The organism is Sphingomonas sp., from assembly GCF_032114135.1.
Taxonomy (GTDB): Bacteria; Pseudomonadota; Alphaproteobacteria; order Sphingomonadales; family Sphingomonadaceae; genus Sphingomonas.
In genome coordinates, this window is record NZ_DAMCTA010000004.1 from 41,553 (window position 1) to 56,129 (window position 14,577).

The following is a 14,577-nucleotide window of genomic DNA, read 5'->3' on the forward strand; positions in this document are numbered from 1 at the left end:
GGCTCAGTCCTCCACCGCTTCGCGCTTGCCGAGCTCGGCCTTGAGCGTGAAGCTGCCGGTGGTGGCGATCTGCTCCTGCCCGGTGAGCCCGGAGCGGACGATCACGGTCGCGCCGGCGGCGTCGCCGAGCTGCACCGGCGTTGCGCGGAAGCCGGTCGGCGTGCGCACGAACACCACCGATCGGCCTTCGTCACTCTGCACCGCCGTGGTGGGGACGCGGATCGCCTGGCCGCCGCCGCTGCCCGCGAGCAGCACCGACGCGGTGACGGGCTCGCCCACCCGCCACTGGCCCGAGCGATTGTCGAGCATCGCGATCGCCGGCACCAGCCGGGTCTGCGCATCGAGCGCGGGGGAGACGAAGTGGAGCCTGGCGACCGCCTCGCGTCCCGCCGCCTTTACCGTCAACGCGCTGCCGGCGCGGACGCGGCTCGCATCCTCCGGCCTGAGGCTGAAGGAGATCGAGACCTGGGCCAGGTTGGCAATGCGGTATAGCTCCACATCCGCCGCGACCGTCTGCCCCAGCGTGACAGCCCTTGCGATCACCTGACCGCCGATCGGCGCGGCGATGCCCAGGCGGTTGAGCCCCCCGCCCCCGACCCCGGCGGCCGAGACCATGCTCTGCGCCTGCGCGAGCGCGATGCGTGCCTCGGCCGCGGCGGTGCGCGCGGCGATCAGATCCTGCTCGGGCGACACCCGCTCGGCAAACAGCCGCTGCTCGCGGGCGAGATTGGCGTTGGTGAGGGTCAGCCGCGCGCGGGCCGCCTGCACCTCGCCCTTGATCTGCGCCGCCTCGCGGCTCTCAATCACGGCGATCGTCTCGCCGCGGCGAAACTTCTGGCCGAGGTTGCGGCTGAGCGCCACCACGCGACCGGCGATGGCCGCGGAGACGATTTGCGTTCCCTGCGGATCGCCCTCGACGATCGCGGGAATTTCGATGGTGCCCGCGCCGCCGATCGACGGCCGGCCAATCTGGACGCCCGCCGCCGCGATCTGCTCGGCGGTCAGCATCACCTGGTCCTTCGCCGCGGGATCGACCAAGGGCTTGGCGGCCTTGACGGCATCGGGCGGGCCGGAGCGCTCACCGCACGCGGCCAGCAGGACGGCGAGGAACAGCGTCCTCACCATGGACAAAGGTCGGATCACTGCGTGTCTCCCTTGGGCGCGCGGGCGGTCAGGCGCTCCAGCTGCGCGCGGGCAATCTGATAGGTGGCGAGCGCATCGATCGCGGCGAGGCGCGTCTCGGCCAGGCTGCGTTCGGCATCGAGCAGGTCGAGTTGGCCGAACTTGCCCTCGCGGTAGCCGATGCGGGCGATGCGGGCGGCTTCCTGCGCCGCGTCCAGCGCCGGACCGGCAGCGGCGCGTGCGGTGGTCGCGGCATTCTCGGCCTGGACCTGCGCGTCGGTGATCGCCTGTTCGACGTCGAGCGTGCGAAGTCGGCGCACCGCATCCGCCTGCGTCCGCTGTGCGGTCGCCTGCGCGAGCGCCGCGCTGCCGTTGCTGAACAGCGGGATCGGCATCGATATGGTGAACACCGCTGCAAGATCGCTGGTCGCCTCGAGTCGACGTATCGCAGGTCCGACGTTCACATCCGGCACGCGATTGGCACGGGCCAGACGGACGCCGGCATTGGCAACCGCGACATCGGCCTCGACTGCCGCCAGGGCGAGCGTGCCGGCGGCATGTGCGGGCAGGATCGGGCCTTGGGCATCGGCCGCGGGCAAGCGATCGAGCAAGGTACCGTCGAGCGCGGTGACCGGCTTGCCGATCCTCCGCGCCAGATTGGTCCGGGCACCGTCGGCCAGGCGGCGCTGGCGGGCAAGGTTTGCCTCGGCACTGATCCGCCTGACATCAGCGCGCTGCGCTTCCAGCGGAGACGCCCGTCCGGCGCGCACGCGGACGTTCGCCGCGTTCAGGGCCTCGCCGGCGATCCGCGCCTGCTCCTGCGCGGCGGCGACCCGGCGCTCGGCGGCGGCCGCCTCGACATAGAGCTGCGTCACCTGCAACCCGATGTCGGCAGCGGCAATCGCCGCCTCGATCTGGGCGCGGGAAAGCTGTGCGTCGGCGACCGCGACGCGCGCACCGCGCTTGCCGCCCCGCTCAATGGGGAAGGCCAGCCCGATCGTCGTCTCCGCGCTGCGCAGCCCACGATAGGCGCCGCTGCCGGCGATGTTTTCGACCTGCCCCTGAACCACGGGATTGGGCCGCAGCCCGGCTACCGTGCGGTTCGCTCGCGCGGCATCGAGGACGGCCCCGGCAGCCTCGGCTGCGGGGGCGGTTCCACCCGCCGCAGCAACCGCCTGTTCGAGCGAAAGCACGGGGCCAGCGTCCGATACCGAGGACGCCGCGGCGGTTTGCGCCTGCAGCGGCGATGCGCAGGCGCTCGCGGCCAATGCGGCCGCAAAAAGTCGTTTCATGAAGCAAGCGCTCCTGACGGGAATCCAGATACGGACGCGCGCAGGCGTCCGGCGGAAACGTCAGGCTTGCGGTGGCCTCAGCCGCATCAAAGCCCCGGTGCCGGCAAGTGCGGTGGTACGCGAAAGTGGCGGCGCCGCTGCGGCGTGGACAAGCCGGCGGGCCGAAGGGGCGGAGGCGGGCGTACCGACATCATGCCCGTGGCAGATGCCGTGATGGTGCGGCACCGCCTGGTCGGCATCGGCTGGCACTTCATCGCCGTCACCCTGCGCGTGCACGGTGAATGCAATGGCCCCGAAATTGCCGCCTGCCGCCTCTGCGGCATGCGCCATGCCCGACCAGCTGGTGAGGACCACCATCAGACAGGCAATGAAGGGCAACAGCGCACGCATCGCCGCCGCCCTAGCATGGCGGCGGCCGAAGATCACCCCGGTGTCCGGGAAATGAAGGTAGGAATCTGCAGCCGAAGCAACGGGACCATTGTTCAGACCTCGATTGGATCGCTCGACACCGCCCGTAGGCGCGCAGCGTCGCGCGCAGGCGGCAGACCGAACAGCCGGGCATAGTCGCGGCTGAATTGCGAGGCGCTTTCATAGCCGACCCGATGCGCGCTTGTCTGCGCGCTGCTGGCTTGACGCAAAAGGCGCCTCGCCTCCTGCAGGCGCAGGATTTTCTGGAACTGCAGCGGGCTCATCGACGTCGCCGCCTTGAAGTGACGGTAGAAGGATGCGCGGCTCATGCCGGCCCGATCGGCGAGGTCGTCGATGCATAGGGCCTGGTCGTAATGGCTGCGGAGCCACCCGATCGCGCGATGGATCCGCGACAGGCGGCTATCTTCCTGCGCGATCTGGCGCAGCTGCCCGTCGTCGTTCTGGAGCAGTCGATACATTAGTTCGCGATACCGCGCCTGCCCGAGGGCGGGAATATCCTGCGGCGTGTCGAGGAGTTCCAGCAATCGGTGCAAGGCGTCCAGCAATGGCGCGGTGACGCCATGGATCGCGAAGCCGCGCGTGGAGGCGGGGGACGGGTCTGGCAATTCGTCCAGCAGCGCACCGATGGTGGCGCGATCCACGGTCATGCTCACCGCGAGATAGGGAATATCGCTGCTGGCCTGGCTGACGCAGCCGCTGGCCGGGAAGCGCCACGCTCGCGACGAAGTAGCTGGCGGAATCGTAGCGATATGCCTCGCCATTGATGGCCACCTGCTTGGCCCCCTGCAGGACAATGCACACACGCGGTTCGAGGATGCCCGACGCGGCTGGGCTGGGCTCGATCGCGCGCAGCAGGGTCAGCCCGCTGATCCTGCTCTCGGTCCGGTTCCCGCGGACATGGCGAGCGACGAGATCACGCAAGGGGGAAAGCGGGTCGCGCATGGCCGATCAATGGGTCCGCACGGCGCCGGTTGCAATGTGCGTGAGACGATCGGGCAAGGTTCTGCGTGGATCGGGCGAGGGGAAAGGATCGGGCAAGACGATCTTGGCGCTGCGAGAAAACAAGCAGGAGCCTTAAAAAATGACGATCACGCTCGGCGACTTCACTACCGCCGACGACGTGCTGGACGGCGTCGATCTGGCCGGCAAGCGAATCCTCATCACAGGCGTTTCCGCCGGTCTGGGCGTGGAAACCGCCCGCGCGCTTGCCGCGCACGGCGCCGATGTCGTCGGTGCAGCGCGCGATCTTGGAAAGGCAGCGCGCGCCACCGCCGTCGTTCGTGCGGCAGCGATCAGCGGCAACGGGAAACTGGCGCTGGTGCAGCTTGACCTTGCCAATCTCGCCAACGTGCGCGCCTGCGCCGATGCGCTGCGCGCCGACGGACGCCCCTTCGACGTCGTGATCAACAATGCGGGCGTGATGGCGACTCCGTTCGGCCATACGGTCGATGGGTTCGAGACGCAGTTCGGGACGAACCATCTGGGCCACTTCCTGCTCGTCAATCGTATCGCGCCGCTGATCCGTGCCGGCGGACGCGTGGTTTCGGTCGCGTCCGCGGGGCATCGCTTCGCCGATGTCGATGGACGATCCGAATTTCGAGCATGGCCCTTATGCCCCCTTCCTCGCCTATGGGCGGTCCAAGACGGCGAATGTGCTTTTCGCGCTGGGCTTTGATCGGCGTTTCAGATCTCGCGATATCCGTGCGACGGCAGTGCACCCCGGCGGGATCAAGACCGAACTCGGCCGGCATACCGATCCGGTGGCGGAGGCGCAGATGATCCGCACCATCAATCAGCGCAACGCCGCCGCCGGTCTGCCGCCGTTCCGCTACAAGACCGTGCCCCAGGGGGCTGCCACCAGCGTCTGGGCCGCGGTGGTCGCCGATGGCGATGTCGTCGGCCGCCGCTACTGCGAGGATTGCCATGTCGCCCAGATCGCCGGCGATCCGGAGGTGCGCGGCGGCGTCCAACCCTATGCGCTCGATCCCGACCGGGCCGACGCGCTTTGGGAATTGAGCGAAGCGATGGTTGGCGAGCGGTTCGACCCGCTCAACTAACGCCGAAGGGCACGGGCGGCCCGATGGTCGCCGCCCGTCGCTTTTTCCGGGGCCCGGCAGTTTCCGCCAGACCCGGCAGACGAAGCCCGCCGAGACGGCCTGGAATCATCAGGCTCGCTGCCGGTCAGGTACCTTGTATCGAGGCTTGTGGGTCGCGCTGGCCTCGTTCCGAAGGCTCAGACCGTGCAGGTGCGTACTGCCTGGGCGAGCGCGGTCAGCGGGTCGCCGGTCGGCATGAACTCGTGCGCGAAATAGCCCTGGAAGCCGAGATCGGCGATGCTCTTCGCCACCGCGTGCCAATCGACCTCCTGGGTGTCGTCGAGATTGTGGCGACCGGGCACGCCGCCGGTGTGGAAATGGCCGATCCAGGGCAGGCTTTCGCGGATCGTGGCGATCAGGTCGCCCTCCATGATCTGCATGTGATAGATGTCGTAGAGCAGCTTCACCCGCGGCGAGGCCACTTCCTTGGCGACCTGCACGCCCCAGGCGGTATGGTCGGCCATATAGTCGTGGTGGTCACGCTTGCTGTTGAGCAGCTCGACGCAGATCGTCACGTCATGGTCCTCGGCGATCGGCTTGAGGCGCTTGAGCCCGGCGATGGTGTTCTCCGCGCCCTCGGCATCGGACATGCCCTGGCGATTGCCGGAAAAGGCGATGACGTTGGGCACGCCCGCCTTGGCCGCCTGGGGGATGCCGATGCGGAATGCCTGCTCGAAGGCATCGTGATGCTCGCGCCGGTTGAGGCCGTGCGCGATCGTCATGCCCGGGGCGGCATAGCCCATGGTGCAGCGCAGGCCGTGGCGGCGCGGCGTTTCATAGTCGGCGGGTTCGAGCAGATCGATGCCCTGCAGGCCCATCTTCGCGGCGGCGGCGCACAGCGTGTCGAGCGGAATGTCCTGATAGCACCAGCGGCTGACCGACTGCTTGAGCCGTCCGGCTGGCGCCGAACAGGCGGGCACGGCAGACAGCGCCCAAGTTGCGAGCGACGAAGCCATCAGTCCACGCCGGGTGATCATCGTCATCCTTCTCCTCTGCGGCGTGCCCGTTCAAATACGGGGTCGATCGCCGCTGCCGAGGATAGGCGCTGCGTCGGATTTGTCATCTAATTCATCACGGCGGTTCTCAGACCCGCGCGATCGAGGCATGGATCGGCAGCAGCGCCGCACCCAAGGCAGACCCCGCGCCGCCCAGCTGCGAGATCTCGATCGGGCAGCGGCCGCGGTCGCTGGTCGCGACGTGATCGCCCCAGGTGATCGCGCGGCGGTTCAGCCGTTCGGCGAGGCCGTGCATGATCGGCGCGGGCAGCGGGCTCATCAGCCGGATCGCGCCGGGATCGAGCCAGGCCAGCGCCGAATTGATCGTCTGGAGCAGCTGGTCTGCGGCGCGCTCCTGCCAGCCTTCGACCACCGCCTCATAGCCGGGGATCGCCTCCTCGAAATCCGCGAGCGATTGCACCGGGCAGCCCGCCGCCTGCAGCGTCGCGATCAGGTCGAGCGTGGTCGGGCGCGGCCGGTCGCCGGAATAGAACATGCCGATCTCCCCTGCCCCGCCCGACTCGCCGCGCATCAGCCGGCCTTCATGGACGATCCCCGCCCCGACGCCATGGCCGAGCAGGATCACGATCGCCGTGGTGCAGCGCTGGATAAGCCCGCCCAGATAATATTCGGCGAGCGCGGCCGCCGTGGCGTCATTCTCGATCCACACCGGCAGGCGTAGCGTCTCCTCGAACAGGTCGCGCAGCGGCGCGTCCTTCCAGCCGGGCAGGTTGCGGACGATGTGCCAGCGATTGCCGTCGCGCGACAGCGCCGGGCCGGGCGCGGCGAAACCGATGCCATAGAGCCGGCGGCCGAGCAGTCGATGCTCGAGCGCGAGATCGTGGATGCGGCGGTCGACATGGCGCGCGAAGCCCTGCGGGTCGAGCGGTCCGATCTTCTCGGAGGTGAGCGCGATGGTGCCGCCGGCATAGTCGACGATGGCGATCTCGAGGATGCCCGCATAGAGCGCCAGCCCCACGGCATAGCCGCCGGCTGGGGAGATGCGCAGCGGCACCGTCGGCCGCCCGCGACCGGCGAGCGGTGCGGCGGGCAGTTCCTCGACCAGCGCCTGCCCGATCAGCGCCTTGGTCAGCTTCGAGATCGCGGCGTTGCTGATCTGCAGCACCTCGGCCAGCGCCGAGCGTGACTGGGGACCCTGGGTGCGCAGCTGCCAGAGAAGGCGCTTCTCCTCGTCGAGCAGCGAGACGGCGGGATATCTCATGATAGGTAAGGGGATAGCGATCGCCGATTAATTTTCCCAGGAATAAATAAATCTGTCATCGACCCCGCGCATCGGCACGTGCAAGTTGAGAACAACTCGGGGGAACGATCCGATGAAGAAGCACCAATTCGCCGCCGGCTGCGCCGTGCTCGCGCTGAGCCTCACCGCAACGCCCGCCTTCGCGCAGACCAGCGACACGCCCGCTACCGATCCGGCGCAGACTGCCGAGGATACGGGCGGCGACATCATCGTCACCGGCTCGGCGCGTGCGCAGCGCCGCTTCGACGTGTCCTATGCGATCAACTCGCTGAGCCAGGCCGATGTCCAGAAGATCGCACCGAAGAGCTTCGCCGACCTGCTCGGCACCGTCCCCGGCATCCAGGTCGAGGCGACGGGCGGCGAGGTGCAGAACATCACCCGCATCCGCGGCATCCCGACCGATCGCGGCTATCTGATCTTCCAACAGGACGGGCTGCCGCTTTACCACGAGATCGACGGCGTCTTCTTCAACTCCGGCGAAGGCATGAACCGCTACGACCTGATGACCGAGCGGGTCGAGATCGTTCGCGGCGGCCCGGCGCCGATCTATGCGAGCAGCGCAGCGGCGATCGCCAACAACATCACGGTCTCGGGCACCCAGCAGGCGCGCGGCAAGGCGCAGCTGACGCTCGGCGATACCGGCCTCTACCGGCTCGACGCGATGCAGTCGGGGCCGCTCAGCGACAACACCACCTACGCGATCGGCGGCTTTATTCGCCAGCATGACGGCTATCGCTATGGCGGTTTTCCCAGCGACAAGGGCGGCCAGATCCGCGCCAACATCAAGCGCCAGCTGAGCAACGGCACGCTCAAGGTCTCGGCCGAATATGTCAACGACCACAACGTCTTCTACCTGCCGATCCCGACCAACGATCCGCGCAACCCCGCGGTGTCGCTCAACAAGTATATCGATTACTTCGAAGGCACGCTGAACTCGCCGTCGCTGCGCAACGTCAACATCAAGTATCGCGACGGGTCGGGCGCGCTGCAGAGCATGAACCGCGACCTGTCCAACGGCCGCCACATGCGCTTCTTCAACGCCGCGATCGACTATGATGCGGACTTCAATGGCTGGCAGGTCTCGGCCAAGATCGGCGGGACCAAGGGTAAGTCGAGCTTCGACGCCTTCTACTCGACCACCAACCCCGCCGACGCGACCACCTTCGCCGCCGGCTATCTGACCGCCGCGCGCACCGCCTTCGGGCCCAATGTCGCGCGGCTTGGCTATGCCTTTGCGGGCACCAACGGTGCCTCGGTCTATGATCCGTCGACCGCGTCGGGCCTGGTCCTGTCCGGCCAGTATCGCGCCTCGGAATCGGACTTCTACTCGGTGCAGGGCGACCTGAGCGTCACTCGCAAGTTCGAGACCGGTTTCGGCAGCCACGACGTCCGCGTCGGCGTGTACAGCGCCTTCTACGGCAACACGCTGCTCCAGGCCTATCAGGACATGCTGATCGAGCTGCGCAGCCAGCCGCGCACGCTGGACCTGCTCGCCTATTCGGCGACCGGCCAGGTGCTCGGTTCGGTCACCCAGAACGGCGTGCTTCGCTATACCACCACGCTGAACCAGGGAGAGGGCGACGCGCAGCTGATCGCCTTCTATGCGAACGACACCTGGGAGATCACCCGCGGGCTGCGCGTCGACGGCGGCATCCGCACCGAACTGTACGACTATAAGGGCATCGCGCTGCCGACGACGCAAGTGAATCTGGGCGACGGCACGACGCTGGCCGACGATACCACCCGCGCCTTCACCGGCCAGGTGCTCGACCAGCGGCTCAAGCCAAAGGCGACCAACTGGACCGTCGGCGTCAATTACGATCTCAACGGCCATTTCGGCGCCTATGGCCGCATCTCGAACCTCGAAGTGCCGCCGCAGCTGGGCGTGGTGACCGGCATCAACGCCACCATCATCAAGACCAAGGCGCGCCAGTATGAAGTCGGCCTCAAAGCGAGCTTCGGGCCCAACTATCTCTACGCCACAGGCTTCTACACCAAGTTCAACCCGTTCAACGCTTCGTTCGCGGCGTTCAACCCGCTGACCGGCCGCAACGACCAGACGCTGCCGTTCATCGGCGAGGCCTCGGTGAAGGGCGTCGAGGTCGATGGCCGCGTGTCGCCGATCCGCTGGTTTGCGCTCGACGGCTCGGTGACTTGGCAGAACCCCGAATATGCCAATCTGCAGAACACCTCGGGCGCCGATCCCAGCGCGGTGAACGGCAAGCAGATCATCCGCGAGGCCAAGTTCTTCGGCAATCTGCGCCCGAGCTTCGACTTTGACCTGGGCGAGCAGAAGGTCTCGATCTTCGGCCGCTACGAATGGGTCGGCCGCCGCTATGTCGACCTGTTCAACCGCACCGCGATGCCGGGCTACCAGACGATCGGCGGCGGCGCGTCGCTCGACTGGGGCGCGTGGCGCTTCCAGGTGGTCGGTGACAATCTGTTCAACGCGCATGGCCTGACCGAGGGCAATACCCGCACCGACCAGTTCGCTGGGCAGGGTTCGAGCCAGGCGATCTATGGCCGCCCGCTGTTCGGCCGCAACTTCCGCTTCATCGTCAGCCGCAGCTGGTGATGCGGGCATTGCTCTCCACCGCGGCGCTGGCGGTGACCGTGTTCGCTGCCCCGGCATGGGCGGCGGACGATGCGGTGATCGCGGCACTGTCGGCGCGGCTGCTCCCCACCCTCGACGCCGCCGGGCACGACCCGGCGGTGCTCGACCGGATCGTCCATGCGCCGGGGATGGAGAGCGTGCTGCGCGCGCGGCGGGAGCGGCGCACCGCCTGCGGGCAGGATCTCGCCTGCCGGGCACAGGCGCTGCTGTGGAGCGAGTCCGAAGCTGCCGCGCTGCGCAGTGCGGTGGCGACCGAGGGCCGCCTCCCCGCTGCCGAGGATGGACGCGCCGCGCAACTCGACCGCGAGATCGCCGGCATCAACGGGATCGTTCGCGTCTACGCGCTCGGTGCCGCCCCGACGACGCCGATCGACGGCCCCGGCCCGATCGCACCCAAGGATCTCGCCGCCCGGCTCCAGGCGGCCGACTGGCTTGCCGAGACGCCGCGCGACCGATCGGCGCAGCGGCTCGATCCGAGCATCGACTATGCCCTCGCGCTGCTCGACGCTAGCGACCGCAGCGACGCGATCGGCCACGAACCGCTGACCGGCGGCGCCAATGCGGCACCGATGGCCCGCGCCAAGACGCTCGACTGGAAGCGCTATCGCTACAGCGCGATGATCGTCACCGGCGTCGGCCCAGAGATCGAGGGCGAGCCGCTCAGCCCCTTCGGGAAATACCATCTCCGCCTCGCCGCGCAGCGGTTCGCACGCGGCGATATCGCCTTCATCCTCGTTACCGGCGGCCGGGCGCATCCGCGCGCGACGCCGTTCACCGAGGCGGACGAGATGCGCAAGGCGCTGATCGAGCGCTATGGTATCCCCGCCGACGCGATCGTCAGCGAGCCCTATGCCCGCCACACCACCACCAATCTCCGCAACGCCAGCCGACTGCTCGCCGCCATGGGCGCGCCGATGCAGATGGAGACGGTGATCGTCTGCAACCCGTTGCAGAGCGGCTATATCGAAAGCGCGAAGTTCACCGAGCGCAACGCCGCCGAGCTCGGCTACCAGCCTGGCACCATCGTCCGCCGCGTTTCGCCCACCGAACTCGTGTTCCGCCCGTCGCGCGCATCCGAGCGTGTCGATCCGCGCGACCCGCTCGACCCCTGAAAGGAACCGCCATGCGCCGCTTCGCCTTGGCCGCCGCCCTGCTGCTCGCCCCCGCCGTCGCCCATGCCTGGGGCCATACCGCGCACGCCGTGATCGACCGCGCGGCGATCCAGGCGATCCCGGAAGACGGCCCCACCTTCCTGCGCCGCTATGCCGATTATATCGCCACTTCGGCGACGCTGCCTGACAGCTGGCGCGGCGACTCCGAAGGCTTCTCGAAGATCGAGGAGGATCCGAACCATGGCTGGTTCCGCGAGCAGTTCGCCTTCCTCAAGCCGATCCCGCGCTCGCGCTACGCCTTCGTGATCGCGCTGTACAAGCACTATGAAACGATCAAGGACAAGGACCCGGCAACGGCTGCGCGCACCAATGTCCGCTGGACCGGTACCCTGCCCTATGCCGCGATGGAGGCCTATGAGCGGGTGATCGTCTGCATGCGCGCCATCCGCGCGGCGCAGGCGAGCGGCGGCGACACCGCGGTGCCCGAGCAGCACTGTGCGTTCGACGTGATCCGGCTCGGCCATTATATCGGCGACGGCGCCCAGCCGCTGCACGACTCCGCCAACTCGGACGGCTGGCTCGGGCCCAACCCCAACAATTATACCCGCGACCGCAGCATCCATGGCCGCTTCGAGAGCCGCTTCGTCGATGCGATCGGGCTGACCCCGGCCGACATCGCCGCGCGGATCGCCGCGCCGGCGCACCAGCAGGGCGACATGTTCGCCGCCGTGCTCGGGTTCCTCGACCAGTCGGGCGATCGGATGGAGCGCGTCTACCAGCTCGAGAAGCGCGACGGCTTCGCCAACCCCGCCGACCAGGACGTCCGCGCGCTGGTCTACGAGCGAACCGCGGCGGGGGCGGCGATGCTGCGCGACATGCTCTGCCGCGCCTGGGGCGAGAGCGCACGACCGCCTGCCAAGGTGACGCCCTCGCCGCTCGACTTCTCGAACCCGAAGTTCGATCCAGAGACCGGCTCCGCGCCCGCCTGACGCCGCGCCAGCGCGCGCAGCAGTCGCGCGTGCTGGGCATGGTCGAGGGTGAATTGGCGCAGCAACAGCAACGCCAGCAGCGCCCCCGCCAGCGGCACGCCGAGCCCCAGGCCGAGCATGCCGAGGCGGACGCCCGTTGGCTGGACCGCGCCGGGAATATAGCCGAGCGAACCCAGCACCCAGCCGATCATCGCCGTCGAGGCGGCGCCGCTCGCCTTCACCAGCACCAGGTAGAAGGCGAACAGCCCGGTTTCGTAGCGCCGCCGGTGCCGCCATTCGACGACGTCCACCGCGTCGGCGAGCACCCCCCAGGGCAGCATGAACACGCTCGCAAAGCCGAAGCCGATCAGCGCGGCGCCGGCCATCTGCCCCACGGGCCAGGCAGTGCACAGCGCGAAGACCAGCAGGCCGGCGGCGCTCACCGCATGCCCTGCGGCGAGTAGGCGGCTCTTGCCGAAGCGGTGGGTGAGCGCGGTCCAGGCGAGCACGCCGCCGAACTGCCCAACGGTCATCACGCCGAGCAGCAGCGTCACCGCCCCCGGCCGCGCGATCACATAGGTCCCCAGATACATCAGCATCCGGCCGAAACAGGGCATGGCGAAGCCGGTGATTAGCGCCAGCGCCCCCATCCCCAGCACCATCGGATCGCGCAGCGGCACGGCGATGCGGTCGCCGCGCAGTGCCGTTGCAGCGCCGCGCTGGCCGCCACACGCCCAGACGCAGAGCAGCATCGTCAGCGCGAAGGCGAGCCCCGTTCCGATCCCGGTAAGCGCGAGTGCGCCGAACTGCCGCGCATGTCCCGCCTGCTGCACCAGCGGGGTGAGGATGCCCGCGATCGCCAGCGCACTCGCCGTGCTGAAGAACAGGCGGTAGCCCGAGACGCGTCCGCGCGCGCGGCTGTCGCGGCTCACCTGCGCCATCAGCGCGTTGTGCGGCACGTCGACCACCGCATAGGCGCCGCGAAACACGAGGATTGCCGTCGCCAGCATCCAGCCGCGGTGCAGCCCCAGCGCCGGCATCGCGTAGATCAGCGCGAAGGCGGCACCGCATGGGATCGCGGCAAAGGCGACCGCCCAGCGATAGCCCCGCCCGGCCGCTCGCCAGCGCAGCACCAGCCGCGCCGCGAGCAGGTCGAACACCAGGTCGCCGAGCACCGCGAACAGCATCAACCCCGCCGCCCGCGCACCGTCCAGCCCCAGCACGTCGGTCAGCAGGAACAGGATCGTCAGGTCGGCGCCGCTGAACAGCAGCGCCTTGCCGAAATTGCCGGAGGCATAGGCCAGCATCCTGCCTTCGGTGGCGAGCGTCGCGATGGGAACCTCTCTCGTGCAAAAGCCCTTGGCGTTCGAGCGCGCTTAGGTCGGTTCCATTGCAGTTCGGCGACGCGCCTGCGTCAATAGGCCCAGTCCATCTGCAGCCAGAAGCGGCTGGTGTCGGTGGCGAAGCGATCGGCCTCATAGCGGGCGTAGCGGACCGAGAGCTGGGTCTTGCGCAGCTTGGCGGTGGCGAGCAGGTTCCACTCGTCGCCATAATGCTGGTTGAGCCGGTCGCTCTGGTAGCGGTGCCACACCGCCTGCAGCGACAGTGCGTCGATCCGGCCGAGCTTCTTCCAGCCATAGCCGCCGCCCGCGTAGAAATCGCGCACGCCGTTGGGCGGCGTGACCGTCAGCTTGTCGGCCCAGCCTTGGAACTTGAACACGCTGCCGAGTGGCGTCTGGAAGCTGGTGAGCGCTTGGCCCCCATCGGCGCCCAGCACTTCATAGCCGGTGTTGAGCGTCCAGCCGCGCACGTCCAGCGTGGCGTCGGCAAGCCAGTAATCGGCCTGATAGCGGGTGGGGTTGTGGTGATAGTCGGACTGGCGCGCCCAGCTCAGCTGGTAGCGCAGCTTGGCCTGGGGCGCGATCGCGCGGCTGCCCGCCAGCCGCACGCCGTAGCTCTGGTTGGAGAGGCGGAAGCCCTGCACCTCGGCCTCGTCCTGGTCGATCAGATAGGCGAAGCCGGTCAGCGTGCCCAAGGGGGTCGCCGCGCCGAGATTGGCGAAGACATTGTGCCCGCCGACCCCGCGCTGGCGGGCGCCGCGCCCCTCGGTGCCCCAGATCGTCCGCACGTCCCAGGCATAGGTGAGGTCGAGCTTGACGCCCTTCACCGGTACGATCTCGGTGCGCACGGCGTCGAAGGTCTGGGCGTTGTTGCGGAACTGCGCGTTGCCGACGAAACGCTCGTCATCGAGCGCGATCCGCTGGCGGCCGGCGGTGACGGTCAGCGGCGCGGAGCGATATTGCAGCTGGGCGCGGTAGATTGCGACATTCTCGGGATCGCCGATGGTCGGGCGATTGGCGATCCCGTGCAGCCCGTCATAATAGTCGCCGACCACGGCGAGATTGCCCTGCGCCTCGCCGAGCGCGACCCAGCGGCCGCGGGTCACTTCGGCGCCAGCGCGGACGCGGATCGTCACGGCGTCCGAGGCATTCGCGAATTCGGCCTGGTCGAGATGCTCGTAGCGCGTGCGCGCTTCGATTAGCGGCTTGATGGTGACCTCTTGCGCGCAGGCCGGCGCGGCGGCGGCAAGCGTCGCCGCGGTGGTGATCCAGAAACGCATACGTCCCCCCCAATTCGCGAAACGGCGGCGCTACCCGCCCCGTCGCCCCGCTCCCAGTTACAAAGTTT

General features: G+C 68.5%; 12 protein-coding genes and 1 pseudogene. 4 read left to right on the forward strand and 9 right to left on the reverse strand.

The genetic code is table 11. From position 1 onward, the window contains the following. Positions 1 to 3: 3 nt before the first annotated feature. The 5 genes and pseudogenes from RT655_RS17490 to RT655_RS20015 form a co-directional block, all read right to left on the reverse strand. Positions 4 to 1,143, reverse strand: coding sequence for an efflux RND transporter periplasmic adaptor subunit (locus tag RT655_RS17490; RefSeq protein ID WP_409530293.1), 1,140 nt, complete (start codon positions 1,141 to 1,143; stop codon positions 4 to 6). Further along, complete coding sequence (locus RT655_RS17495) at positions 1,140 to 2,414, reverse strand: TolC family protein (protein ID WP_313539262.1); 1,275 nt, start codon at positions 2,412 to 2,414, stop codon at positions 1,140 to 1,142. Before RT655_RS17495 ends, RT655_RS17490 begins: the two co-directional genes overlap by 4 nt. 60 nt (positions 2,415 to 2,474) lie before the next feature. Then, positions 2,475 to 2,804, reverse strand: coding sequence for a hypothetical protein (locus RT655_RS17500; protein WP_313539265.1), 330 nt, complete (start codon positions 2,802 to 2,804; stop codon positions 2,475 to 2,477). 92 nt (positions 2,805 to 2,896) lie between these two features. Continuing rightward, on the reverse strand, positions 2,897 to 3,490 hold the full coding sequence (locus RT655_RS17505) for an AraC family transcriptional regulator (RefSeq protein ID WP_313539268.1): 594 nt from the start codon (positions 3,488 to 3,490) through the stop codon (positions 2,897 to 2,899). A 115-nt stretch (positions 3,491 to 3,605) separates the two neighbouring features. Next, positions 3,606 to 3,785: pseudogene (locus RT655_RS20015) on the reverse strand (AraC family transcriptional regulator N-terminal domain-containing protein); the annotation flags it as partial. Between the two features lie 139 nt (positions 3,786 to 3,924). Between RT655_RS20015 and RT655_RS17510 the strand changes: the two are divergent. Both RT655_RS17510 and RT655_RS17515 read left to right on the forward strand, forming a co-directional pair. After that, positions 3,925 to 4,518, forward strand: a complete 594-nt coding sequence (locus tag RT655_RS17510; RefSeq protein ID WP_313539270.1) for an SDR family NAD(P)-dependent oxidoreductase — start codon at positions 3,925 to 3,927, stop codon at positions 4,516 to 4,518. A gap of 37 nt (positions 4,519 to 4,555) precedes the next feature. After that, entirely contained in the window at positions 4,556 to 4,900 is a 345-nt protein-coding gene (locus RT655_RS17515; RefSeq protein WP_313539272.1) for a hypothetical protein, read from the forward strand. 176 nt (positions 4,901 to 5,076) lie between these two features. On the opposite strand, the gene RT655_RS17520 is transcribed toward RT655_RS17515, so the two are convergent. Then, the gene (locus tag RT655_RS17520) at positions 5,077 to 5,922 is read right to left on the reverse strand and encodes a TIM barrel protein (protein ID WP_313539275.1); all 846 of its coding nucleotides are present in this window, start codon (positions 5,920 to 5,922) and stop codon (positions 5,077 to 5,079) included. A 100-nt stretch (positions 5,923 to 6,022) separates the two neighbouring features. Then, on the reverse strand, positions 6,023 to 7,156 hold the full coding sequence (locus tag RT655_RS17525; RefSeq protein ID WP_313539278.1) for an ROK family transcriptional regulator: 1,134 nt from the start codon (positions 7,154 to 7,156) through the stop codon (positions 6,023 to 6,025). Between the two features lie 112 nt (positions 7,157 to 7,268). Between RT655_RS17525 and RT655_RS17530 the strand changes: the two genes are divergently transcribed. Continuing rightward, on the forward strand, positions 7,269 to 9,770 hold the full coding sequence (locus RT655_RS17530) for a TonB-dependent receptor (RefSeq protein ID WP_313539280.1): 2,502 nt from the start codon (positions 7,269 to 7,271) through the stop codon (positions 9,768 to 9,770). Then, positions 9,770 to 10,921 carry a YdcF family protein gene (locus RT655_RS17535; protein WP_313539440.1) on the forward strand — a complete coding sequence of 384 codons (1,152 nt, stop codon included), beginning with the start codon at positions 9,770 to 9,772 and terminating at the stop codon, positions 10,919 to 10,921. The genes RT655_RS17530 and RT655_RS17535 overlap by 1 nt, the downstream gene beginning before the upstream one ends. A gap of 835 nt (positions 10,922 to 11,756) precedes the next feature. On the opposite strand, the gene RT655_RS17545 is transcribed toward RT655_RS17535, so the two are convergent. Next, positions 11,757 to 13,196, reverse strand: coding sequence for an MFS transporter (locus RT655_RS17545; protein WP_409530294.1), 1,440 nt, complete (start codon positions 13,194 to 13,196; stop codon positions 11,757 to 11,759). A 107-nt stretch (positions 13,197 to 13,303) separates the two neighbouring features. Further along, complete coding sequence (locus RT655_RS17550) at positions 13,304 to 14,509, reverse strand: alginate export family protein (RefSeq protein WP_313539285.1); 1,206 nt, start codon at positions 14,507 to 14,509, stop codon at positions 13,304 to 13,306. Positions 14,510 to 14,577 lie beyond the last annotated feature (68 nt).